The 23,604-nt window shown below is 58.1% G+C and carries 24 protein-coding genes; 22 read left to right on the plus strand and 2 right to left on the minus strand.

All coding sequences use genetic code 11. From position 1 onward, the window contains the following. Positions 1 to 1,479, minus strand: a complete 1,479-nt coding sequence (locus CUN67_RS07000; protein ID WP_208714584.1) for a SulP family inorganic anion transporter — start codon at positions 1,477 to 1,479, stop codon at positions 1 to 3. A gap of 155 nt (positions 1,480 to 1,634) precedes the next feature. Beyond that, the gene (locus CUN67_RS07005; RefSeq protein WP_208714585.1) at positions 1,635 to 1,895 is read right to left on the minus strand and encodes a biofilm/acid-resistance regulator YmgB/AriR; all 261 of its coding nucleotides are present in this window, start codon (positions 1,893 to 1,895) and stop codon (positions 1,635 to 1,637) included. A 459-nt stretch (positions 1,896 to 2,354) separates the two neighbouring features. Between CUN67_RS07005 and CUN67_RS07010 the strand changes: the two genes are divergently transcribed. The 22 genes from CUN67_RS07010 to CUN67_RS07115 all read left to right on the plus strand — a co-directional run bounded on the left by CUN67_RS07010 (position 2,355) and on the right by CUN67_RS07115 (position 23,493). Then, positions 2,355 to 2,786, plus strand: coding sequence for a MarR family winged helix-turn-helix transcriptional regulator (locus CUN67_RS07010; RefSeq protein WP_208714586.1), 432 nt, complete (start codon positions 2,355 to 2,357; stop codon positions 2,784 to 2,786). A 2-nt stretch (positions 2,787 to 2,788) separates the two neighbouring features. Beyond that, a complete protein-coding gene (locus CUN67_RS07015; RefSeq protein ID WP_208714587.1) occupies positions 2,789 to 4,474 on the plus strand; it encodes an MFS transporter in 1,686 nt (561 codons plus the stop codon). Further along, the gene (locus CUN67_RS07020; RefSeq protein WP_208714588.1) at positions 4,471 to 5,559 is read left to right on the plus strand and encodes an HlyD family secretion protein; all 1,089 of its coding nucleotides are present in this window, start codon (positions 4,471 to 4,473) and stop codon (positions 5,557 to 5,559) included. Before CUN67_RS07015 ends, CUN67_RS07020 begins: the two co-directional genes overlap by 4 nt. Further along, positions 5,556 to 6,926: an efflux transporter outer membrane subunit gene (locus CUN67_RS07025; protein ID WP_208714589.1), complete on the plus strand. Its 1,371-nt coding sequence runs from the start codon at positions 5,556 to 5,558 to the stop codon at positions 6,924 to 6,926. Before CUN67_RS07020 ends, CUN67_RS07025 begins: the two co-directional genes overlap by 4 nt. A gap of 186 nt (positions 6,927 to 7,112) precedes the next feature. Next, positions 7,113 to 7,505 carry a hypothetical protein gene (locus tag CUN67_RS07030; RefSeq protein WP_208714590.1) on the plus strand — a complete coding sequence of 131 codons (393 nt, stop codon included), beginning with the start codon at positions 7,113 to 7,115 and terminating at the stop codon, positions 7,503 to 7,505. Between the two features lie 163 nt (positions 7,506 to 7,668). Then, on the plus strand, positions 7,669 to 8,397 hold the full coding sequence (locus CUN67_RS07035; protein ID WP_208714591.1) for a beta-ketoacyl synthase chain length factor: 729 nt from the start codon (positions 7,669 to 7,671) through the stop codon (positions 8,395 to 8,397). Further along, complete coding sequence (locus CUN67_RS07040; RefSeq protein WP_254711382.1) at positions 8,366 to 9,175, plus strand: lysophospholipid acyltransferase family protein; 810 nt, start codon at positions 8,366 to 8,368, stop codon at positions 9,173 to 9,175. The genes CUN67_RS07035 and CUN67_RS07040 overlap by 32 nt, the downstream gene beginning before the upstream one ends. 3 nt (positions 9,176 to 9,178) lie before the next feature. Next, positions 9,179 to 9,436 (plus strand): phosphopantetheine-binding protein, encoded by a 258-nt coding sequence (locus CUN67_RS07045; protein WP_208714592.1) that lies wholly within the window; start codon positions 9,179 to 9,181, stop codon positions 9,434 to 9,436. An 11-nt stretch (positions 9,437 to 9,447) separates the two neighbouring features. Continuing rightward, on the plus strand, positions 9,448 to 9,699 hold the full coding sequence (locus tag CUN67_RS07050; RefSeq protein WP_208714593.1) for an acyl carrier protein: 252 nt from the start codon (positions 9,448 to 9,450) through the stop codon (positions 9,697 to 9,699). A gap of 7 nt (positions 9,700 to 9,706) precedes the next feature. Continuing rightward, positions 9,707 to 10,267 (plus strand): hypothetical protein, encoded by a 561-nt coding sequence (locus CUN67_RS07055; protein ID WP_208714594.1) that lies wholly within the window; start codon positions 9,707 to 9,709, stop codon positions 10,265 to 10,267. Then, on the plus strand, positions 10,264 to 11,592 hold the full coding sequence (locus CUN67_RS07060; protein WP_208714595.1) for an AMP-binding protein: 1,329 nt from the start codon (positions 10,264 to 10,266) through the stop codon (positions 11,590 to 11,592). Before CUN67_RS07055 ends, CUN67_RS07060 begins: the two co-directional genes overlap by 4 nt. Next, complete coding sequence (locus CUN67_RS07065) at positions 11,579 to 11,926, plus strand: 3-hydroxyacyl-ACP dehydratase FabZ family protein (protein WP_208714596.1); 348 nt, start codon at positions 11,579 to 11,581, stop codon at positions 11,924 to 11,926. The genes CUN67_RS07060 and CUN67_RS07065 overlap by 14 nt, the downstream gene beginning before the upstream one ends. Next, positions 11,920 to 13,614 (plus strand): glycosyltransferase family 2 protein, encoded by a 1,695-nt coding sequence (locus CUN67_RS07070; protein ID WP_208714597.1) that lies wholly within the window; start codon positions 11,920 to 11,922, stop codon positions 13,612 to 13,614. Before CUN67_RS07065 ends, CUN67_RS07070 begins: the two co-directional genes overlap by 7 nt. Further along, positions 13,607 to 14,023, plus strand: a complete 417-nt coding sequence (locus CUN67_RS07075; protein ID WP_208714598.1) for an acyl-CoA thioesterase — start codon at positions 13,607 to 13,609, stop codon at positions 14,021 to 14,023. The genes CUN67_RS07070 and CUN67_RS07075 overlap by 8 nt, the downstream gene beginning before the upstream one ends. 17 nt (positions 14,024 to 14,040) lie before the next feature. Beyond that, positions 14,041 to 14,631: an outer membrane lipoprotein carrier protein LolA gene (locus tag CUN67_RS07080; RefSeq protein ID WP_208717091.1), complete on the plus strand. Its 591-nt coding sequence runs from the start codon at positions 14,041 to 14,043 to the stop codon at positions 14,629 to 14,631. Continuing rightward, complete coding sequence (locus CUN67_RS07085; RefSeq protein ID WP_208714599.1) at positions 14,597 to 16,909, plus strand: MMPL family transporter; 2,313 nt, start codon at positions 14,597 to 14,599, stop codon at positions 16,907 to 16,909. The genes CUN67_RS07080 and CUN67_RS07085 overlap by 35 nt, the downstream gene beginning before the upstream one ends. Then, positions 16,906 to 17,481, plus strand: coding sequence for a DUF3261 domain-containing protein (locus CUN67_RS07090; RefSeq protein ID WP_208714600.1), 576 nt, complete (start codon positions 16,906 to 16,908; stop codon positions 17,479 to 17,481). Before CUN67_RS07085 ends, CUN67_RS07090 begins: the two co-directional genes overlap by 4 nt. Then, complete coding sequence (locus CUN67_RS07095; RefSeq protein WP_208714601.1) at positions 17,478 to 18,635, plus strand: beta-ketoacyl-[acyl-carrier-protein] synthase family protein; 1,158 nt, start codon at positions 17,478 to 17,480, stop codon at positions 18,633 to 18,635. Before CUN67_RS07090 ends, CUN67_RS07095 begins: the two co-directional genes overlap by 4 nt. Continuing rightward, positions 18,628 to 19,110, plus strand: a complete 483-nt coding sequence (locus CUN67_RS07100; protein ID WP_208714602.1) for an ApeP family dehydratase — start codon at positions 18,628 to 18,630, stop codon at positions 19,108 to 19,110. The genes CUN67_RS07095 and CUN67_RS07100 overlap by 8 nt, the downstream gene beginning before the upstream one ends. Further along, complete coding sequence (locus CUN67_RS07105) at positions 19,100 to 19,831, plus strand: 3-ketoacyl-ACP reductase FabG2 (RefSeq protein WP_208717092.1); 732 nt, start codon at positions 19,100 to 19,102, stop codon at positions 19,829 to 19,831. The genes CUN67_RS07100 and CUN67_RS07105 overlap by 11 nt, the downstream gene beginning before the upstream one ends. Further along, positions 19,828 to 21,063 (plus strand): beta-ketoacyl-ACP synthase, encoded by a 1,236-nt coding sequence (locus tag CUN67_RS07110; protein ID WP_208714603.1) that lies wholly within the window; start codon positions 19,828 to 19,830, stop codon positions 21,061 to 21,063. Before CUN67_RS07105 ends, CUN67_RS07110 begins: the two co-directional genes overlap by 4 nt. A 231-nt stretch (positions 21,064 to 21,294) precedes the next feature. Then, on the plus strand, positions 21,295 to 23,493 hold the full coding sequence (locus CUN67_RS07115) for a TonB-dependent receptor (RefSeq protein WP_208714604.1): 2,199 nt from the start codon (positions 21,295 to 21,297) through the stop codon (positions 23,491 to 23,493). Positions 23,494 to 23,604 lie beyond the last annotated feature (111 nt).

The raw sequence follows: 23,604 nt of genomic DNA on the forward strand, positions 1-23,604 counted from the left end.
TTACCCCAGCGTTCCTGTCAGGCGACGATGGAAATCACTGCTGCGGTTATCCAGTCCGATAAAGGTCACGGTGGCACCATGACGTTGATAGCGATATTCAATGGCGTCCAGCGCCGCGACACTGGAAGCATCCCAGATCTGCGCATGGGTCAAATCAATGGTCACTGATGCAGGATCGTGCGCGTAGTCAAAATGTTCGAACAGATCGTTGCTGCTGGCAAAAAACAACGGGCCACGCACGGTGTAATGTACCTGGTCACCTTCATCACTCAGCTGCCGTTCGGCGTGAATTACATGCGCAATACGGCGCGCAAACAGCATCATGGCAAGGATCACCCCAACTAACACGCCCAGTGCCAGGTTACCGGTCCATACCGTCATGGCAACGGTCAGCACCATAACCAGCGTTTCTGACCACGGCATGCGTTTCAGTGTCGCTGGGTGCAGGCTATGCCAGTTCACGGTTTTCACTGCCACCACCATCATAATGCCTGCCAGCACCACCATTGGGATCTGCGCCATGATCTGGCTCAGGCCGGTCACCAGCAGTAGCAGCACCAGACCGGCGGCGACGGTGGAAACGCGGGTGCGGGCTTTACCCAGTTCCACGTTAACAATGGTCTGGCCGATCATGGCACAACCGGCAATCCCGCCATAAAACCCGGCCAGAATATTGGCGATACCCAGCCCCCAGGACTCGCGGCGTTTGCTGGATGGGGTGTCGGTAATATCATCCACCAGTTTTGCGGTCAGCAGTGATTCCATCAGGCCAACAAAGGCAATGCTGAGCGCCGTCGGCCAGATGATTTGCAACGTTTGCAGGTTAAACGGCACCAGCAGCGTGGTGAACCCCGGTAATCCGGCTGTCATCGGGCCTTCATCACCCACATTGGGTACGCGATAGCCCAGCAGCAGCGCAATAGCGGTCACGACCACAATCGCCACCAGCGGAGAGGGAACGCTTTTCAGCACTTTCGGCAGCAACAACACAATCGCCAGCGTAACGGCAAACAGCACCCATACCAGGCCGGACTGGCCCCAGACATGGGGCACCTGGGCAAAGAAAATCAGAATACCGAGCGCGTTGACGAAACCAATCATCACCGAGCGTGGGATATAGCGCATCATGCGCGCCATGCCAGCGAGGCCAAACAAAATCTGAATCACGCCACCCATCACCACGGCGGGCAGAATATATTCCACGCCGTGCGCGTGTACCATGGGGCCTATCACCAGTGCTACCGAGCCTGCGGCGGCGGTGACCATCGCCGGGCGGCCACCCAGCAGGGATAACGTCAGGCACAGCACCACCGACGCCACCAGGCTGACTTTAGGATCAACACCGGCAATCACGGAAAAAGAGATGACTTCAGGAATCAGGGCCAGCGCAGTAATAATCCCGGCCAGACATTCGCGGGTGAGAAGGGCAGGCGAGCGTAATACGCGGCTTACCGTGAGATCTTCGGATGGATGACTCATAAATTGTGCAGGCTCTTTTATTATGTTGCGCTTACCAAACGGTAGGCAGTAACCAGATGAGAAACGGACAGGGAAAAGGATGTTACCGGTCAATGCTGGGGGATGCCAGACTAAATCTGTGTTCAGGTGGGGGATTCCATCCGTGGAATCGTGATTTATACCAGGACATCATCCGGTGTTTTATGCACCACGATCTCCAGCAGCTGGCGATAAATATCCAGTTGAGCCACATCATTTTCCTGCTCCAGCCGGACAATCAGGGCAGAAATAATTGCCTTATTGGTGACGGGCATACCGGTTTGCAGAATTTCAGCAACGATTTGACCAAATACAGCCATTTGCTTGTCTGCACTTTCACTCGCCAGATTGAAATATCGCGCGATGGCCTGATCGCGGCTTATAACGGCATTTTGCATGTGTAAAGTCCTAAAATTCAGTCTGATGAGAATCATCAGACTCACGATGATAAAACTCTCACGCGGACAGGCGTGAAAGACCCAACGTCATCTCACAGACAAAAAAGACGCCTCTGGAGGTGGAAATCCACAACACCTTCAGAGGCGGCACAACGTGCATTATTCGTTACAGGACCGTTAACCAGTCCCCGGACAATAAACTTATACAATGACTCTCAATCTGTACAAGGTAAACATGAACATTTTGTGCTATTCATCCATTTATCGCCAGATAAATAGACGGTTACCTCACATAACCTATACAGCAAGGATGTACAGCTTCATGGGTTGTGTCAAATTTCGCACTACCATGGTCATCGTGAATTAATCAGGGGTGCTGGGGTATTTTCATTCGCAACCGGGTCTGCGTATAATAACGTCACTGTTTAGTTAGACATCTAACCATTAGGTCACTATCTTTTGACTGACTATCCACAACCCTTCTCCCGTTTATTACATCTCACTGCGCATGCGTGGCGGCTGGCGGTTGACCGCCGTCTGAAAGAGAGCGGGCTGAGTATGAGTAGCTGGATGGCCATCGCTACGGTGGCGACGGCAAATGAACCACCGACGCAAAAAGCCCTGGCGCAATTGCTGGGTCTGGAAGAGGCCAGTGTGGTACCACTGGTGGATCGGCTGGTGAAACAACAATTGCTGGCGCGCGTCCAGCCCCAGGAGGATCGCCGCAAGCGCCTGCTGATGCTGACGGAGCAGGGCAACATTGCCTTCGCGGAAGTAAAAACTCAGGCTGATACGCTACGCGCCCAGTTGCTGGCTGATATTGACCCACAGGCACTGGCCGTCACTGAGCATGTGTTGCAGCAACTACTGACGCGGCTGGGGACGTTATAACGGTGGCGAAGCGCAATCCCTATGCCCAGCGAGAGTGGTTGCCACACGAGAAACCGATGCTGCCGGGGTCGCCTTCCACGCCACTGCATTCGCCAGCCATGCGCATCGCCTTTGGTCTGATTGGCCTGCTGATCTCCATCACCGGTGCGCTGAGCAATGCGCTGGTCACCGCCAATCTGACCAATCTGCAAGGCACCTTCGCCGCGTACTCCAATGAAATTGCCTGGTTACCCGCGGTATATGTCATGGGTAATATCTCTATCAACCTGTTACTGGTGAAGTTTCGCCAGCAATTTGGTCTGCGTCTGTTCACCGAAGCCTTCCTGGTGTTGTATGTGCTGGTGGCGTTTTTTCATCTGCTGGCCAACGATCTCAGCTCGGCGATTATTGTGCGTACTGCGCACGGCATGGTGGGGGCAGCGCTGAGTTCGCTGGGGATTTATTACCAGGTTCAGGCATGGCCCGCGAAACATCGCCTGAAAGCGCTGGTGATTGGCCTGACCGCTTCGCAGCTGGCGATCCCGCTGGCGCGGCTGTTCTCCACGGAATTGCTACAACTGGATGAGTGGCGCGGGTTGTATCTGTTCGAGCTGGGACTGGCGATGATCGCGCTGGGTTGCGTGTTGGTGGTGAAGCTGCCGCCGGGTGATCGCATCAAAGCGTTCGAAAAACTCGATTTTCTCACCTTTATTTTGCTGGCTCCCGGCATGGCGCTGATTTGTGCGGTGCTGTCCCTTGGACGCATTGAATGGTGGTTTACCACGCCGTGGCTGGGCATATCCCTGGCGATTGCGCTGGTGTTGATTGTTGCAGCGGTGGTGCTGGAACATAACCGGCAAAATCCCCTGATCAATACGCGCTGGCTGAGCAACGGCATGATGGTGCGGCTGGGCATCGTGATGATCATGATGCGTATCGTGCTGGCGGAGCAGAACACCGGGGCCGTGGGTTTCCTGCAACAGCTGGGTTTGCTTAACGATCAAATGCGCGGCATGGCGCTGGCGATCATTCTGGGGGTGGTGGCGGGCATCGTATTGAGTGCGCTGACCATCCGGCCCACCCATCTCAGTTGGCCGATTGTATTCTCGCTGCTGGTAATGATCATTGCCTCGCTGATGGATGCGCAATCCAGCCCGCTGACGCGCGGCGATAACATGTATTTCAGTCAGTTTTTGCTCGGTTTTAGCAGCGCTTTTTTTCTGGCCCCCGCCATGCTGCTGGGCATTGGCAGCGTGGTCACGCAGCCGAAAAACCTGGTCAGTTTTGTCGTGCTGTTCGGCATGAGCCAGAATCTCGGCGGGCTGATTGGCGCAGCGATCCTCGGCACCTTCCAGACCTGGCGCGAAAAATATCACTCCAGCCTGCTGGGCGATCAGTTGTCGCAGCTCAACCCGAATGTCACCGAGCGTCTCAGCCAATACAGCGCCCTGTTTAGCAGCCAGTTGCCGGATGGCACCCTGCTCAGCGCGCAGAGCAGCAGCCAGTTGCAGACGATTGCGACGCTGCAATCCAACATCCTCGCTTATAACGATACCTATTATCTCACCGCTGGCCTGGCCCTGATCACGCTGATGTGGGTGCTCTGGCGACTCACGCGCCTGCGCTACCTCAACTGGCGACTGGCCCGGCGTAATCTGGCGGAGCAACGTCAGCTGGCCTTATCAGCAAACCGAACGGAGACACCATGAGTCAACAGGACGATCTTCAGGCCGCAGAGCGCGAGCGCATCAACCGTCGGCGTATTCTCTCAATTGCGGCAGGCAGTGGCATTGTGCTGGTCGGTGTGCTGGTGATCCTTTACGCCTGGCAACTGTGGCCTTTCACCAGCACGATTCAGTCCACTGAAAATGCCTATGTACGGGGTCAGGTGACCTTTATCAGCCCGCAGGTCAGTGGTTATCTGACGTCGGTGGATGTGGTGGATCTGCAACCGGTAGAGAAGGGGCAACTGCTGATGACCATTGATGATCGTATTTATCGTCAGCGGGTACATCAGGCGCAGGCCCAGCTGGCGATGAAACAGGCGGCGCTGAACAACAACCAGCAGCAGCGTAAAAGTGCCGAAGCCACCATCCTCAGTAACCAGGCGTCCATCGACAATGCCAAAGCGCAGGCGCTAAAAAGCAGCTTTGATTTGAAACGGGTGGAAAATCTTACCGCGGATGGCTCGCTATCGGTGCGTGAGCGTGATGCTGCGCGGGCCGCCAATGCCCAGGCACAGGCACAGGTACGTCAGGCTGAGGCGCAACTGGCGGTAGCCGAACAAAATCTGCAAACGGTGATTGTGAATCGCGCGGCGCTGGCAGGCGATGTCGCTAACGCCAAAGCGGCGCTGGAGCTGGCCGATATTGATCTGGCCAACACGCGGATCATTGCCCCCGATAACGGCCAGCTCGGCCAGTTGTCGGTCCGCAAAGGCACCTTTGTCACCGCCGGTACGCGCCTGACTTCGGTGGTGCCGGATAACAAATGGGTGATTGCCAACCTGAAAGAGACCCAGCTGGCGCGTATCCGGCCCGGTTTACCGGTGACGATTCGCGTTGATGCGCTGGATGGCAAACGCTACGACGGCAGCGTGGAATATATCTCGCCAGCGGCGGGATCGGAGTTCAGCGCCATCTCGCCGGATAACGCCACCGGCAACTTTGTCAAAATTGCGCAGCGCATTCCGGTACGAATTAAAGTGCATGGTGATTTACAGGCGTTGCGTCCGGGGATGTCGGTTGAAGTCAGTATCGATACGGCCGCCGCACCGCATGAGGATGCGCTATGAGCCGATTGATGCTGGCGACGCTCACCGTCTTACTGCTGAATGGCTGTGCGACAGAAGTCGAAAAAGCACCGGCCTCGTTGCCGATACCGGAAAGCTGGCGTCAGCAGGTAGGACCGGGTGCGGCACCGGAAGCACAATGGTGGCGAGCGTTTGGCGATGACAACCTCAATCGGCTGGTCAGTCAGGCGTTGTTGCATAACAGCGATATTCTCACCGCCCGTGCCCGTGTTGATCAGTATCGTGCTCAGCTACGTGCCGCTGAGGGGGATAACTATCCTGGCGTGACAGCCGGTGCGGGGGCGACTCATCAGCGCGCCATTTCCGCCGCCACCGGGTTGCCGTATGAAAATGCGGTGTTTCAGGCATCGTTACAGGCCAATTATGACGTCGATTTGTGGGGCAGTCGCCGCAACAACATCAGCGCCGCCGAGGCGTCATTGGATGCGCAACGTGCAGCGGCGGCAGCGGCGGAGTTGACCGTTGCCAGCTCGGTGGCATCCGGCTATCTCAGCCTGTGTGCACTGGATGAACAACTGCGTGTCACCGAGGCGACGCTGATCAGCCGGCAGAATTCCCTGACGCTGGCACAGCGTCAGTACCAAACCGGTTATTCCTCGCGACTGGAGTGGATGCAGGCAGCGTCAGAGTATCAGACGGCAAAAGCGCAGGTACCCCAGTTGCAGCACCAGATTGCGCAGCAGGAAAATGCCCTCAGCGTGCTGGTGGGGATGAACCCGCGTGAAATCGCCCGTGCCGGGCATTTCAATCAGATCCTGCCACAGCGGCTGCCGACGCTGTTACCGTCGCAGCTGCTCAATCGTCGCCCGGATATTGTCCAGGCACAGCGTCAGCTGCTGGCGTCTGATGCCTCGCTGGCTTCGGCGCAAGCGCAGTTGCTGCCGTCACTCAATCTGACTGCCAGCGGCGGCTTTGAAAGCTACCAGTTACATGAGTTGATTGATAATCCGTTCCGTTTATGGAGCATCGGTGGCAGCGTGCTGGCCCCGGTCTTCAATCGTGAAGCGCTGACGGCACAGGTGGATGTGGCGATGGCGGCACGCAATCAGGCGTTGTTTGGCTACGAGAAAGTGGTGAGAAATGCCTTCGCCGAAGTGGATACTGCGCTGGATGCCATCCGCCGCAATCAGGAACAACTGACCGAGCTGGAGAAACAGCAAAACTACGTCAGTGAGGCGTTACGTATCGCGCGCAACCGCTACCAGAACGGTTACGCTTCCTATCTGGACGAACTGGATGCGCAACGCACCCTGTTCAATACGCAGCTCAGCGTCGTGAGTGTGAAAAATACCCTGCTGCTGGCGCAAATCGATCTTTACCGCGCATTGGGGGGCGGCTGGAAAGGTTAATCATCATGTGTCTGCGCGATTTTGTGGTGGATATTCCGGTTTAATCACAGACTTATCTGATATTTCGTGAGTACATTCTGATAATAAAGTGATTTATGCTTTTTTCTCTTGTTTTTGCATCATGCAGCATTACTCTCAGCGCCCCAGAGGGCGAAGGGTTTGCTCATAACAGGGGAAAAAAGGGAAATGATGATGAAGACATGGGGCGTGGCTTTGGTGGTCACGGCGACGTTGTTAACCGGTTGTGTCTCTCGTACCGCGCCAATTGCGGCGATCAATCAAACGCTGAGCCAGCGCTACAGCGACAGCCAGATGAAAAACACCATTATCGAAGCGGGGCTTAGCCGTCAGTGGGTGATGACGCCGGCCGGGCCGGGGGTGATCAATGGCCGCCTGACGCAACGCGGCCACACCGCAGACATCCGGGTGATCTACAGTGCACAAACTTACAGCATTCAATACGTTGGCAGCCAGAACCTGTTAGCGGGTAAGGGTCAGATTCATCGTAATTACCATCGCTGGGTACATAACCTCGATCAGGATATCCAGCTGCGTCTGGCGGCACTGGCGACGCGATAAGCCGGTCCGCGTGCAGGTCTGCCACCAGGTTATAGAATTAGTCAGTTGCCCGCCTTCTTTAATCGGCAGACATCCGCCAGCGCGGATGACCGGAATCAGGCAGGGAAGGGATGCCGCACCAGGAAAATCTGACCTTCCCTCAGACTTATAAAAGAATGCAGGTATGAAACTCGCTTACACGCTTATCGACTGGCACGCTCTGGCACCGGGCCTTGATACCCTCAGTGCCTGGCAGCATTGGGCAGAACATGCTCCGCAGATTGATCCCTCCCAACCACTCGCGAAACCCCGGTTTCTGCCGATGATGACGGCACGCCGTCTGAGCAGCGGCAGCCGTGCGGCAGTGGAGTGCGGCCTGGCGTTGCTGGCGCGTCAGCAGGTGGATGCCGTGGTATTTACCAGCCGTCACGGTGAGCTGGAACGCAACCTGCGCATACTTGCAGCCCTGGCGCAGCAACAGGCACTCTCTCCTACCGATTTTGCTATGTCCGTCCACAACTCTGCCGTCGGCAGCCTGACCATTGCAGCACGCCAGCCACTGGTGTCCACCTCGCTTGCGGCGGGGATGGACAGTTTTCAGCAGGGGCTGCTGGAAGTAGCGGCACTGCATCAGGCCGGTTATCAGCAGGTGATGCTGGTGGATTTCGAGGGCCTGGTGCCGGAATATTATCGCCCCTGGCTGGCAGACATGCCGTTCAATGCCCCGTATGCGGTGGCACTGCTGTTGCGTAGCGGTGACGACTGGCGCTGTCAGGCGCAGCCACTGCGGCCCGGTCACTCGCCATCCTTATCACAAAGTTTGCAGTTTCTGCATGGCCTGCTCGGACAGCAGGCGGCTTTTGCTGTGCCGGGAGAGCGGCATGAATGGTTGTGGGAGCGTGCGCATGATTGAGCGCCGCAACGCTGGCTGGAATTATTACTGGCGGCTGCTGATGACGGCCGTCAGCTTTAGCTTGTTCAGCGTCGGCGGGTTATTGCTGTCGCTGGTCTGGTTCAACCTGTTGCTGCTGGTGCAACGTGATGCAGCGCGTCGCCGTCAGATCGCCCGGCGCAGCATCGCCTGCAGTTTCCGTTGTTTTTTGCGTTTTTGCCGCCGGGTTGGCGTCTATGATTATCACATCGAAGGGGCAGAGCGGCTGCAACAGGATCGTGGCTGCCTGATTGTCGCCAACCATCCTTCGCTTATCGATTACGTGATGATTGCCTCGGTGTTACCCGAGATAGATTGCCTGGTGAAAGCCGAGTTGCAGCATAACTTTTTTTTGCGTGGCGTGATCCGTGCCGCGGATTATCTGATCAACAGCGAGGCTGCAACGCTGTTGCCTGAGAGCCAGCAGCGCCTGGCACGTGGCGATACCATTCTGATTTTTCCTGAAGGCACCCGCACCCGTTACGGCGAGTCACTAAAATTACAACGGGGCGCGGCCAATATCGCCGTGCGTGCCGGATGCGATCTGCGCGTGGTTCATATCAGCTGCACCCAACGCATGCTGGATAAGCAGAGCCGCTGGTATCAGATTCCACCGGTTAAACCGCGATTTACTGTGCGCGTACAATCACGCATTGCCAGCCAGAGCTTTTACCAGGCGCATGAAGATGCGCAGCCGCTGGCAGCGCGTCACCTGACGCGTCACCTGCAACAGGCTCTGACCCCTGAAGAGACTAACTAAGTTATGCAAGCCATGATCAACGAGATTAAACAAATGATTATCGACACGCTGAATCTGGAAGATATCAGTGTGGACGATATCGATACCGATGCACCGCTGTTTGGTGAGGGTCTGGGACTCGACTCCATCGACGCGCTGGAACTCGGCCTGGCGGTGAAAAATCGCTTTGGTGTGCAGCTTTCCGCAGAAAGCGAACGGCTGCGCGCGCATTTCTTTTCCGTGGCCACGCTGGCCGCGTTTATTGAACAACAGCAAGCCTGAGAGCGGTAAGCATGATGAATAAAGATGAGATTTACCAGGAAGTTGCAGCGCTGCTGACCTCATTGTTTGAAATTGAACCTGACGACATTCGCCCGGATGCGCGTTTGTATGAAGATCTCGAACTCGACAGCATCGATGCCGTCGATATGGTGGTGCATCTGCAAAAGCGCACCGGGCATAAGTTCAGCCCGGAAATGTTCCGCTCGGTGCGTACCGTGCAGGATGTGGTGGATGCGGTGGCACAACTGACGCGCGAAGACTGAGGACGACATGCGAGCGGCACTGCGTTTGCTGAATGTCATGGCGCTACTGGCCTGGCCATTTTTGGTGTGGCTGGCGCTGACGTATCCGCAATGGCGTCTGCTGCTGTTGCTGCTGGCACTGCTGTTTGTGCTGCGCGGCTGGAGCCTGCGCCATGCGCAGGGTGCGATGGCGCGGAGCGGATTATGGATGGCGCTGATCGGCAGCGTGCTATGCCTCGCCAGTTGGTGGTTACGCGGGCAGCATCTGTTGTTGTGGTATCCGGTAGTGGTTAACGCGCTGCTGTTGCTGCTGTTTGCGTCATCGTTGTGGCGGGGAATGCCGCTGGTTGAGCGCATTGCGCGCCTGCGTGAACCGCAGCTCCCGGCGCGGGCAGTGCGCTACACCCGACGGGTGACTCAGGTGTGGTGCGGCTTTTTTATTTTCAATGGCGGCGTGGCGTTGATGACCTGCCTGCTGGCGGATCTGCGGATCTGGACGTTGTGGAACGGCTGCATCAGTTATTTGCTGATGGGATCGTTGATGGCTGGCGAATGGCTGCTGCGTCAGCGGGTGAGGAAACAGGCATGAAAGCACAGGCCATCGCGCATTGGCTGCGCGCGGAGGATCGCCTCGTTGCCTGGCAGGGCGCGCAACCCTATCGCTTAGTCACGCTGCAGCGGCAGGTGATGGCGTTGTGTATGCGGCTGCGGGCCCAGCCAGGCCAGCAGTGGGCGCTGTGCTTTGACAACAGTTATCACTTCACCGTCGCGCTGTTGGCGGTGTGGTATGCGGGGAAAACGCCGGTCATCCCAGGCCATTGTCGCGCGGCGCAACTGGCGGAGATGACGGGCTGTTTTGACGGGGTGATCAGCGATATGCCGCTGGCCCTGACCCTGCCGCATCTGCTTTGGGATGGTGCGGAGGCTGATGCTGAACTGGCAGACCTCGCTGCGGATGCCTCGCTGGTGCTGTTTACCTCCGGATCGACCGGCACCCCACGTCGCGTGGTGAAATCAATCCGGGCGCTGGACACCGAAGCGCAGTGGCTGGCGACGCTCTGGGGCGATCGACTGCGGCTCTGCCATGTGGTTGCCTCCGTCAGCCATCAGCATCTGTATGGCCTGACGTTTCGCGTGGTGCTGCCGATGGCGCTCGGTTTACCTTTTGCTGCGCAGCAACTGTTGTACAGCGAACAACTGGCGGACCTTGCCCCGGCGCATCGCTACGCTTTTATCAGCAGCCCGGCCTTTTTACGTCGCCTCGACCCGTCACTCAATTTGCCGCGCTGTGCGCTGATTATCTCTGCGGGTGGCGCATTACCCTGGTCTGATGCCCGTCACACGCAACAGCGTCTGGGCTGCCCGGTGGATGAAATCTATGGCAGCACGGAAACCGGTGTCATCGCCTGGCGTGAGCTGAGTACGGAACAGGCACCCTGGCAATGTTTTCCGCCGGTGCGCCTGCAGCAGCAGGATGATGCGCGCTGGCGTGTCTTCTCGCCGCTGCTGGAGCGGGCCGAGGGCTGGTTGCTGGATGACAACCTGGTACCACTGGCATCCGGCCATTTTCAGCTGGCGGGGCGACAGGATCGTGTGGTGAAGATTGAAGATAAACGCGTGTCGCTCAGCGAGATTGAACGTCGTTTGCTGGCCCTGCCGGAGATTGCCGATGCCGCCGCGCTGGTGATTCAGCGCCACGGACGCCAGGCGATTGGCGTGGTTCTGGCCTTAGATCAACCGCTGGATCCGGCCACGCTGGCGCAACGTAAACAACAATGGAAACAGGCGCTGCAACCCTGGCTGGAATCGGTCGCCATGCCACGTTACTGGCGGGTGGTGACCACCATCCCGGTTACCGCGCAAAGTAAGCGCGCCTGGCCGCAAATTGAGGAGCTTTTTCATGTTGCCGGTTGAACTTGATGCTCAGCAGCAGGCTACGATGCTGACGTTGCGTCTGCATGTGGCTGCCGATTTGCTGTGGTTTCGCGGTCATTTTCCCACCCTGCCGATTTTGCCCGGCGTAGCGCAACTCGATTGGGTGCTGTACTACGGTCTGACGCGGCTGGTACCCGGAAAAGCGTTTGCGTCGATTGAGAACATAAAATTTCAGCAGCCGGTGCTGCCGGATGCCGAGCTGGAGTTGCGAATTGACTGGCAGCCTGAGAAATCGGTGCTCAGCTTTCAGTATCGGCTGTTATCTGACGACGCGACGCCAGTCGCCAGCAGTGGGAAGATCCGCCTGTGCTGAATGCGCCATTCGCCCCCTGCGTGTTGATCCCCTGTTATAACCACGGTGCGATGCTGGCGTCGGTGCTGCAACGCCTTGCGCCGTTTAATTTGCCGATCATCATCGTTGATGACGGTAGCGATGCGCAGACCCGGCAGCAAATCGACGCGCTCAAGGCCCCGCAGCTGCGTATTCATCGCTTAGCCGAAAATCAGGGCAAGGGCGCGGCGGTGATCGCCGGAATGCGTGCGGCGGCGGCGGCGGGGTACAGCCATGCGCTGCAACTGGACGCTGATGGTCAGCACCAGGTGGAAGATACGCCACGGATGCTTGATGAAGCACGTCGCCATCCACACAGCCTGATTTCCGGGCAACCGCTTTACGATGCCTCGATTCCCAAATCGCGTCTGTATGGTCGCTACATCACCCACTTCTGGGTGTGGATTGAAACGCTTTCTTTGTCACTGAAAGACAGCATGTGTGGATTTCGTGTCTATCCGCTGGAGCCATCGCTGGCCTTATGCGATCGCCAGCCGCTGGGGCAGCGCATGGATTTTGATACCGAAATCATGGTGCGTCTCTACTGGCAGGGCACACCGAGCCGCTTCCTGACGACGCGCGTCACCTATCCGCCGAGCGGTGTCTCGCATTTTGATACCCTGCGCGACAACCTGCGTATTTCGTGGATGCACACTCGCCTGTTCTTCGGCATGTTGCCGCGTATGCCACAGTTGCTGCGTCAGCGTGGAGAAGCGCGCCACTGGTCGTCAACGCCGGAACGTCGCGGGCAGTGGGGGCTGCGTTTTATGCTGTGGCTTTATCGACGCGCCGGGCGGCTGCCATTTGTGTTGCTGTTATGGCCGGTGGTGGCCGTGTACTGGCTCAGCGGACGGCGTGCGCGCGCGGCATCGCAGCAGTGGCTGGCGCGGGTGCAACACTGTGCGCAGCAGCAAAAACAGACATTGCCAGTGCCGCTCAATAGCTACCGTCACTTCCTGCGTTTTGGCTACAGCATGCTGGATAAGGTCGCGAGCTGGCGTGGTGATCTGCGCTGGGGACGCGATATCGATTTTGCTCCCGGCACTGAAGCGGTGATCCGCGCGGCTGAAGGCCGGGGTCATCTGATCCTCGCTTCACACCTCGGCGATATCGAAGCCTGCCGCGCGATGGCGAAGCAGGTGAGTGGCCTGGTGATCAATGCGCTGGTGTTTACTGACAATGCTCAGCGCTTTCGGCAAGTGCTGGAAAGCATTGCACCGCAGGCGGGGGTCAATCTGATGCCGGTTACGGATATCGGGCCAGACACCGCGATTCTGCTGCAACAGAAACTGGATGCGGGGGAATGGGTGGCTATTGTTGGCGATCGCACCGCCGTGCATCGCCAGCGCGGTGGCGAGCGGCGTGTGGTGTGGAGTGACTTTCTCGGCCAGCCCGCCCCCTTTCCACAGGGACCATTTTTACTGGCCGCCGCCTTGCGTTGCCCGGTGCTGCTGATGTTTGCCTTGCGTGAGCAGGGCCGATTGCAAGTGCATTGCGAAGCCTTCGCTTCCCCCTTGAGTCTGCCGCGTGCTACCCGCCAGCAGGCCTTGCAACAGGCGGTGGATCGCTATGCCCGGCGCTTGCAGCATTATGCGCTGCGGGCACCGCTGGACTGGTTTAATTTTTACGATTTTTGGGCATTACCGGCTGAGGAGAACCGCGATGAGTGAGGCAGAACACCGCGCCGAGGTGGAGAGGGTGGTGTCGTTTAACGACTGTGATCCGATGGGGGTGGTGTGGCATGGCCACTATTTCCGCTTTTTTGAGGCAGCGCGTGAGGCACTGCTGCGCAGCGTGAATTACAGCTACAGCGAAATGGCGGCCAGCGGCTATGTCTGGCCGGTGGTGGATGCGCGGGTGAAATATCGTCAGCCAATCCGTTGTGAAGAGGTCATTCGCATCAGCGCCACCATTGCAGAATATGAGAACCGCCTGCGCATTGATTACATCATTCGTAATGCGCTTGGGCAGGTCACCACCAAAGCGCACACCATTCAGGTGGCGGTGGATCAGACCACGCAGGAGATGTGTTTCGTCTCGCCTGCCATTTTGTTTGCACGCCTGGGAGTACAACCTTGAAACGTTTTTTGATCGCCATGTTGCTGCTGTGCAGTGCCAGCGTCGGTGCGGTGACGCTGGACCAGCTGCAACAGCGCTTTGCCAGCCAGCCGGTGATCCGCGCCAACTTCGTCCAGGTCCGTACCATTGCCGGTATGGCGCAACCCCTGGTGTCACGCGGGCAATTGCTGATTGCACAGCAACAGGGGCTGTGGTGGCAGCAGAACACCCCTTTCCCCATGACCCTGCTGCTGGATGATCGACGCATGGTACAAAGCATCAGCGGCCAGCCGCCCCAGGTGATCACCGCCGACAGTAATCCGCAGATGTTCCAGTTTAACCATCTGCTGCGCGCGTTATTCCAGGCGGATGAGAAAGTGCTGCGGGAGAATTTCACCCTCGAATTTCAGGCGCAGGGGAAAGATAACTGGCAGCTCGGTCTGATACCGAAAGCGGCACCGCTGAATAAAATTTTTAACCGCATCGAATTACAGGGGGGCGCGTTTCTTAACCAGATCCGTCTCGATGACAGGCAGGGAGATAAGACAGAAATCACCCTGAGCGCTACCCGTACCGAACCCGGCCATCTGACCGATGAGGAGCGCGCACGTTTTGCGGCGGCACAGTGAAAGAAACCTGGCGCTGCTGTGGCTGGCGGTGTGTCTGTTGCTGGCGATGGCACTGGCGCTGTTGTTACCGCGCAGCCAGATCAATAGCAGCGTGCTGGCGCTGCTGCCGCAGCAGAATCTTGGCCAGGCCCCGGCAGAGATCCAGCAGGCGTTTATGCAGCGTCTTGATCGGCAACTGGTGTGGCTGGTCAGCACCGACGGCGAGGATGGCGAGGCAGCCGCAGCCTGGTGGCAGGCGAAATTGCAGGCGTTACCTCTGCTTGCTCAGGTTAGCGGCGCGATGGACGATCAGCAGATGCAACGCTGGGGGAGTTTTGCCTGGCAGCATCGTAATGGCTTGATCGACGAGTCCACGCGAGCGCGTCTGCAAAATAGTGGCACAGCTCAGGCTGACTGGATTCTGGCGCAGCTGTTTTCCGCCTTTGCTGGCGTCAGCAGCCAGGAATTACAACATGATCCGCTGCTGCTGGTGCGTGGGGCGCAGCTGGCCTTGCAGCAAAACGCCAGCAAAATGGTGTTGCGTAATGGCTGGCTGACGGTGAATGACGCGCAGCAGCGTCGCTGGTACTTCCTGCATGGCGAGCTGGCGAGCAATGCTTTCAGCATCCAGCAAAGCCAGCAACTGGTCGCGGCGTTGCAGCAGCTGGAACAACAGCTGACAACGCGCTGGCCGCATGCCCGGTTGCTGACACGCGGCACGGTGTTGTTCAGCAATGATGCCAGCCAGCGCGCACAACATGATGTGGAGACCCTCGGCAGCGTCACGCTGGGAGGATTGTTGCTGCTGATTTGGCTGGTATTCCGCTCACTGCGCCCGCTGGCCTTGTGCGCGCTGTCGGTGGCGATTGGCGCGATGGCGGGCACGGTAGCGACCTTGTTGTGCTTCGGCGAACTGCATCTGACGACGTTGGTGATGAGCCTGAGCATCGTCGGGATCTCAGCGGATTACACCCTTTACTACCTCACCGAACGCATGGTGCATGGCGATCGGGCCACACCGTGGCAAAGCCTGGCGAAGGTGCGCGCTACGCTGCTGCTGGCGCTTGCCACCACCGCCATTGCCTGGCTACTGATGCTGCTGGCCCCCTTTCCTGGCCTGCGTCAGCTGGCGGTGTTTGCCGCCAGTGGACTGAGCGCATCCTGCCTGACAGTGATCTGTTTTTATCCGTGGCTGGTACGTGGTCTGCCGGTGCGCCCGATACCGGGTATGGTGTGGCTGGCGCGCTGGCTGGCGGCGTGGCGGCGTAATCGCGGATTGATATGGGGACTGCCTGCGCTGGTGGCGATTTATGCGCTGACCGGCATACTGCAACTGCGGGTGGACGATAATATTGCGCATCTGCAAAGCGCTCCGGCGCAGTTGCTGGCGCAGGATCGACAGCTGGCACAACTCACCGGCCAGCAAGCCGATCAGACCTGGTTTGTGGTGTGGGGCGATAATGCCCAGCAAACCCTGCAACGCCTGAGTGCGCTGGCACCCAGGCTGCAACAGGCGCAGCAACGCGGCGAACTGTCCGGTTATCGCCTGCTGCCGCTCAACTCGCTGGCGCAGCAGCAACAGGATGTGAGGTTGTTGCAACAGGCGGCCCCGGCGATAGCGGCGCGGCTGCAACAGGCGGGCGTCACCCCGGCGCAGGCCGATCTGCGCGCCATGCCGGTGACACCGGACGACTGGCTGGCAAGTCCGCTCAGCGAGGGCTGGCGTTTGCTGTGGCTGTCGCTGCCGGATGGTCGCAGCAGCGTGCTGGTGCCGGTGTCAGGCGTGCGCAACAGCGGCGCGCTCCAGCAACTGGCGCAGCAGCAGCAGGGGGTCAGCTGGGTTGATCGCAAAGCCAGTTATGATCAGCTGTTTGCCTTCTGGCGCACCCTGCTGAGTGGCTTGCTGGCGCTGGCGCTGCTGCTGATTACCCTGAGCTATCTGATCCGGCTTGGGCTGAAAGCGGGCCTGCGTAGCGCGCTGCCTTCCTGGCTATCGCTGGCGGCAGCACTGGCTACGCTTGGCTGGATTGGTGCCACGCTCAACCTTTTTGCCTTACTGGCGCTGATTCTGGTGCTGGGGATAGGTATCAATTACACGCTGTTTTTCAGCAACCCACGCGGTACGCCGCTGACCTCGATGCTGGCGGTTACGCTGGCGATGATGACCACGCTGCTGACGCTGGGCATGCTGGTGTTCAGCAGCACAGCGGCCATCAGCAGCTTTGGCACCGTGTTGTGCAGCGGCATCTTCTGCGCATTTTTGCTGGCCCCGCTGGCCGCAGGGAAAAGAAAACCATGATAAAGAAAAGCCTGATTTTGCTGCTGTTTAGCCTGTTGATCGGCGGGTGTGCGCAGCAGACGACACAACCCAACCGGCCAACTGCCTGGCTTAAACCGGGCGTGCGTGTCACGTTGCCCGTGCCGGGCATTTCCCCGGCGTTTCAGCAGCAACAGCTATTAACCGGCCATACTAAAGGTAAAACGCAATCGCTGCTGGTGTTGCTGGCGGCGGATGGGCAGCACATCAGCCTTGCCGGATTGTCGTCACTCGGTATCCGGCTATTCAGCGTCACTTACGACGCCAGTGGCATCCATACTCAACAAATGATGGCGTTACCGGAGATGCCGCCAGCCAGCCAGGTACTGGCCGATGTCATGCTCAGCCACTGGCCGATTAGCGCCTGGCTGCCGCAGTTACCCAGCGGCTGGCAGTTGCAGGATATTGGCGATCGGCGTGAGCTGCGCGATCCCTCCGGCACAGTGGTGACGTTGATTCATTACATCCAGCGTGGCAAGCAACGTGACCCCATCAGCATCGAACAGCGTGCTTTTGGTTATCTGATTCAGATTCAAACCCTGGACGCATCATGATTTATATCTCGGCTTACGGCATGGTCAATGCGCTGGGCAACAGCCATGCGCAGATCGCTGCGCAATTGCAGCTGGGCGAAGCGCCAGGGATGCAGCCGCGCGACGGCTGGCTGCAGGCAGGTAAACGTTGCTGGCTGGGGGCGGTGCAGGGCGAGCTGCCCGTCATCCCGCAAGCGCTGGCGGCGCACAATACCCGCAATAACCGGCTGCTACTGGCGGCGCTGGCACAAATTCATCCGGCGCTGGAGGCCGCGGTTGCGCAGTATGGCCGCGACCGGGTGGCGGTGATCCTTGGCACCAGCACCTCGGGCGTGGATGAAGGCGATCGTCAGGTTAACGCGGGCTTAGACGGTTATGACTACCGGATGCAGGAGCTGGGCGATCCCTCGCGCTTTCTGGCCGCGTATCTGCAACTGGATGGCCCGGCCTATACCCTTTCCACCGCCTGTTCTTCCAGCGCCCGGGCGATTATCAGCGGTGCACGCCTGATTGCCGCCGGTCTGGCGGATGTGGCGCTGGTAGGCGGAGCCGACTCGCTCAGCCGTATGCCAATTAATGGATTTGCCAGCCTTGAGTCGTTATCGGAACAGCAATGCGCACCGTTCAGCCGCGATCGTGATGGGATCTCGATTGGAGAAGCGGCAGCGCTGCTGCTGCTGACGCGGGAGCCTCAGCCGCTGGCATTGCTGGGGGTGGGGGAATCATCGGATGCCTGGCATATGTCGGCCCCGCATCCGGAAGGGAGCGGGGCGGAGCGCGCGATGGTCATGGCCTTGCAGCAGGCGGGTTTAGCCCCTGAACAGGTCGGTTATATCAACCTGCATGGCACCGCCACGCCGCTTAACGACCAGGTGGAGGCGGCGGTGGTGCATCGTCTGTTTGGTGATGGTGTTCCCTGCAGTTCTACCAAACATCTTACCGGCCACACATTGGGTGCGGCCGGTGCCACGGAAGCGGCGCTGTCGTTGTTGCTGCTGGAGCAGCATTTACCGCTGCCGGGGCAGGATTTTTCGCAGGCCGAACGCGATCCCTCGCTGCCGGACTGCGGCTTGATTAGCGTGCCGACCCCGCTGGTGCGGCCGGTGATCGCCTCCAACTCTTTTGCTTTTGGCGGGAATAATACCTGCCTGATTACAGGACGAATCGATGGCTGATTTTTTACCGCCAGAGGCGTATTTGCCGCATCGCGCGCCAATGTTGCTGTTGGAGCGCGTCATCAACGTCACCGCAGATAGCGTGATCTGCCTGGTGTCGGTGGACCCTGAGGGCGTACTGGGCCCGTTTCTGACCCCACAGGGAGAGCTGCCCGCCTGGTTCGGCGTGGAGATTATGGCGCAGACGGTGGGGGTGTGGTCGGGGTTTCACGCCAGGGAGCAGGGGGTGACGCAGATTCGCCCCGGCATGCTGCTGGGCGGACGTGGCTATCGCGTGGCGGCGGCAACCTTCCCGGCAGGCGCGAACTTGCAGGTGATGATGCATTTGCTGATGCGCGATGCGCGTCTCGGCAGTTTTGAAGGGGAAATCCGCCATGGAGATCGATGCCTGGCCAGTGGCCGGCTCAACACCTGGCAGCCGGATGATGACGAATTACAACCATTATTAGCACAAGGAGAACGTCATAATGCGTAGCGTATTAGTGACCGGGGCGAGCAAGGGAATCGGACAAGCCATTGCATGGCGTCTGGCTCAGGATGGTTTCCATGTGGTGGTGCATTATCACCGTGATGCCAGCGGTGCAAGGCAAACGCTGGAACAGATTATCGCAGCGGGTGGTTCCGGCCGGACATTGCAGTTTGATGTGGCGCAGCGTGTGGCGACACGAGATGCGCTGGAGCAGGATATCGCCACCCATGGTGCTTACTATGGCGTGGTCAGCAATGCCGGGATCACCCGGGATGCGGCATTCCCGGCACTCAAGGATGACGAGTGGGACAGCGTGATTCACACCAATCTCGACAGCTTTTATAACGTCATCCAGCCTTGTGTGATGCCGATGATTGGGCTGCGCCAGGGAGGACGGATTGTCACGCTATCGTCGGTCTCCGGCATCATGGGCAATCGCGGCCAGGTCAATTATAGCGCGGCGAAAGCGGGCATTATCGGTGCCACCAAAGCGCTGGCGATTGAGCTGGCGAAACGCAAAATTACCGTTAACTGCATCGCGCCGGGACTGATCGCTACCGCTATGGCCGGGCTGGAATCGCAGGTGATTGATGAAGCGCTGAAACTGATTCCGATGAAGCGCATGGGGGCAGCGGAAGAAGTGGCCGGGCTGGCGAGTTACCTGATGTCGGACATTGCGGGTTATGTCACGCGGCAGGTGATTTCAATCAATGGGGGTATGCTGTGATTCAGCGTGTGGTGGTAACCGGAATGGGCGGTGTCACCGCCTTTGGTGAGAGCTGGCCTGCGGTGGCCGCGCGCCTGAAGCAAGGCAAAAACGCGGTGCGCCATATGCCGGAATGGCAGGTGTATGCTGGTCTGCATACCTTGCTGGGCGCGCCGGTGGATGATTTTACCTTGCCTGAGCACTACACCCGCAAGCGTATCCGCGCCATGGGACGGGTGTCGCTGCTGGCGACGCGTGCCACCGAGCTGGCGCTGGAGCAGGCGGGGTTGATCGGGCATCCGGTGCTCACCCATGGTGAAACCGGCATTGCTTACGGCTCCTCAACGGGGAGCACCGGTCCGGTCAGCGAATTTGCCACCATGCTGACGGAAAAACACACCAACAATATCACTGGCACCACCTATGTGCAGATGATGCCGCACACCACGGCAGTCAACGCTGGGCTGTTTTTTGGTTTACGTGGACGGGTGATCCCCACCTCAAGCGCCTGTACTTCGGGCAGCCAGGCGATTGGTTATGCATGGGAAGCGATTCGTCACGGTTATCAGACGGTGATGGTGGCGGGTGGGGCGGAGGAACTCTGTCCATCGGAAGCGGCGGTATTCGATACGCTGTTTGCCACCAGCCAGCGCAATGACGCGCCGCACGCCACACCCGCACCGTTCGATCAACAGCGTGATGGGCTGGTGATTGGCGAGGGGGCGGGCACGCTGATTCTGGAATCACTGCACCATGCCCAGGTACGGGGTGCCACCATTTATGCCGAGCTGGTGGGTTTTCATACCAATTGTGATGCGGCCCATATCACCCAACCGCAGCAGGAAACCATGCAGGTTTGCATTGAACGTGCCCTGCAAAGCGCCGGGCTAACGCCGGATCAGATTGGCTATATTAATGCACACGGTACGGCTACCGATCGCGGCGATATTGCCGAAAGCCAGGCCACGGCGGCGGTGTTCGGTGCCAGCACGCCGATCTCATCATTAAAAAGTTACTTCGGCCATACACTCGGTGCCTGCGGTTCGCTGGAGGCATGGATGAGTATTGAGATGATGCGTGAAGGCTGGTTCGCTCCGACGTTGAATCTGACGCAGCCTGCCGCAGAATGTGGCGAGCTGGATTACATCATGGGTGGCGTGCGCCATATCGAGACTGAGTATATCCAGTCGAACAATTTTGCTTTTGGTGGCATTAACACTTCGCTGGTGTTTCGCCGCTGGCAGGATGGATAACCGAAAACCCCGCGCAATAAATTGCGCCGCTACAAATCGCACAGCAGCGTAGCGGCACGATTTATCGCGCACTGGCGGGCACGCTGCTGGACCCCCGCGCAATAAACCTTCCCCCATGTCTGGAATTTGTAAAGAAATGCCAGGAATTTTCTTGCATTCAGCGCTGCTGTCCGCATAATCGCAAACCGCAATAATAATGATTATCAGTTTGCTTTGCATTAGGGGATATCCATGCGCAAAACGCCTTTCAATCCCGGACTGAAACCGACGCTGCTGGCTGTAATGGTCAGCGCCGGTTGTTTGCCAGTGATGGCTGCTACCACCAACACCACCGCAGATGCGGCGAAAAAAGAACAGAAGACGCTGACCGTGGTGGCGACACCGCAGAATGACTTCAAACCTGGCGGGAACGATTTAGTTCCGGCCTATCTTGATGGACAGATCGCGCACGGCGGCCGTCTTGGCATGCTGGGTGAGCAGAACGCGATGGATGTGCCATTCAACGTGATTGGCTTCACCTCCAAAGCGATTCAGGATCAACAGGCAAAAACCATTGCCGACGTTATCCGTAATGATGCCACGGTGCAAAACGTCAAAGGCTACGGCAACTTCGCGGAAAGTTATCGTATTCGTGGTTTCCGCCTCGATGGCGATGATATGACGTTTAGCGGTTTACCCGGCGTAGTGCCGCGTCAGGTGATGGATGCTTCCCTGATTGATCGCGTTGAAATCTTCAAAGGGGCTAACGGCCTGCTGAACGGCGCAGCCAGCACCGGTGTCGGTGGCCTGATCAACCTGGAACCGAAACATGCGGATGATACCCCGCTGACCCGTGTCGGTGTTGACTACACGTCCTCCTCGCAGGTGGGTGGTAGCCTCGATATTGGCCGCCGTTTTGGTGATAACAACCAGTTCGGCGTGCGATTTAACGCGGTTAACCGCGAAGGTGAGACTGGCGTTGATGGCGAGAAGAAACGCACCACAGCGGCGTCTATTGGACTGGATTATCGTGGTGAGCGTTTGCGTACCTCGCTGGATTTCGGCTACCAGAAAAAAACGTTCCACGATGGTCGTATGGGCGTCAATATCAGCGGTGTAGACTCGTTGCCGGCGGTGCCTTCTAACTCCACCAATTACAGCCAGCCCTGGGTGTTCAGCAATATTGAAAACGAATGGGGCATGGCAAAAGCAGAGTATGACCTCACCGATAGCTGGACTGCGTATGCGGCACTGGGTGCCCAGCATGCCCATGAAATCGGTAACTATGCCACGCCAAAACTGCTGAATACCGCCGGTGATGTGTCGATCAACACCTTCGAAACCAACCGCAGTCAGGACAACATGAGCGGCATGCTGGGCGTGCGTGGCAATTTCGATACCGGACCGATCTCGCATAAGGTCAACCTGGGCTATTCTGCGCTGACCACCAACGCGAAAAACGCCTATCGCATGTCGTTGTCAGGTTACACCTACAACATTTACGATCCGGTTGATGTGGCGCGACCGACGCCCACCTACGCGGGTGGCGAATTCTACGATCCGAAAACCACGGCCCGCACCCGCACCCAGGGCTATCTGTTGAGCGACACGCTGGGCGCATTCGACGACACCCTGTTGTTGACGCTCGGGGCGCGCAATCAGAAAGTCTGGGTGCGTAACTACAACTACAACACCCAGGCGGAAGACGTCAGCTCGCGTTATACCGAAAGCCGCTGGATGCCTACTTACGGCATCGTGTACAAACCCTGGCAGTCGATTTCCCTGTATGCCAACCACACCGAAGCGTTGCAGCCTGGCTCAACGGCACCGACCAGCGCGGTTAACTACGGTGCGGTGACCGGTATTGCGCATTCGAAGCAGAATGAAATCGGTGTCAAAGGTGACTTTGGCCGCGTAGGGGGCACCCTGGCGCTGTTTGAGATCAAACAGCCATCGGGCATTCTCGACAGCAACAATGTCTATGCCATGAATGGCGAACAGCGTCACCGTGGTGCGGAGCTGAATGTATTTGGTGAACCGGTACTTGGCTTCCGTCTGAATGCCAGCGCCACCTGGATTAATCCGGAAATGGTGAAAACGGCAAAAGGCCAGTACGACGGCAAACAGGCCATCGGCGTGCCGCGTTATAACTATGCGCTGGGCGCAGAGTACGATATCAAGCCGGTTGAGGGGCTGACCGCGACCGCGCTGTTGAACCATACCGGCCCGCAATGGGCGGATTCCGCCAACACCAAACGGATTGAGGCTTACACCACGCTGGATCTGGGTTTGCGTTATCGTACGAAGATCAATCAGAACGATGTGGTCTGGCGCGTGGCGGTGGAAAACGTCACCAACGAGAAGTATTGGGCGAATATCGACTACTCAGGGACTTACCTGACACAGGGCGATCCGCGCACCTTAAAAGTCAGCATGAGCTACGACTTTTAATCTCTCAGCGGGGCGCGATTGCGCCCCGTTGTCATTTCCTGCGGAAATAATTCTTCATCTTTGGCCGCTTTCCATTACACTCGATGCGTTAATGTTGCTGCTGGTTTCCTT

Source organism: Pantoea cypripedii, assembly GCF_011395035.1.
GTDB lineage: Bacteria > Pseudomonadota > Gammaproteobacteria > Enterobacterales > Enterobacteriaceae > Pantoea > Pantoea cypripedii_A.